General features: G+C 43.3%; 1 protein-coding gene. It reads left to right on the top strand.

All coding sequences use genetic code 11. From position 1 onward, the window contains the following. Positions 1-335: hypothetical protein (locus tag HP556_RS30130; RefSeq protein WP_478134382.1), on the top strand; the 335-nt coding region annotated here is incomplete at both ends.

The raw sequence follows: 335 nt of genomic DNA, 5'->3' as shown, positions 1-335 counted from the left end.
GACAAGATGGGGATGGGGCAGTCAGGCGTTGGTGCTTTATTTAATGGCATCAATGCATTAAATGCTTATAACGCCGCATTGCTTACAAAAATTCTCAAAGTTAGCGTTGAAGAATTTAGCCCTTCAATCGCCAGAGAAATCTACGAGATGTATGAAGCGGTTAGTATGCAGCCGTCACTTAGAAGTGAGTATGAGTACCCTGTTTTTTCTCATGTTCAGGCAGGGATGTTCTCACCTAAGCTTAGAACCTTTACCAAAGGTGATGCGGAGAGATGGGTAAGCACAACCAAAAAAGCCAGTGATTCTGCATTCTGGCTTGAGGTTGAAGGTAATTC

The sequence above is a fragment of the Tardiphaga robiniae genome (genome assembly GCF_013359755.1).
GTDB lineage: Bacteria > Pseudomonadota > Alphaproteobacteria > Rhizobiales > Xanthobacteraceae > Tardiphaga > Tardiphaga robiniae.
Note: the sequence above shows the minus strand (reverse complement) of the source record. Positions and strands in the feature narration are given on the sequence as shown.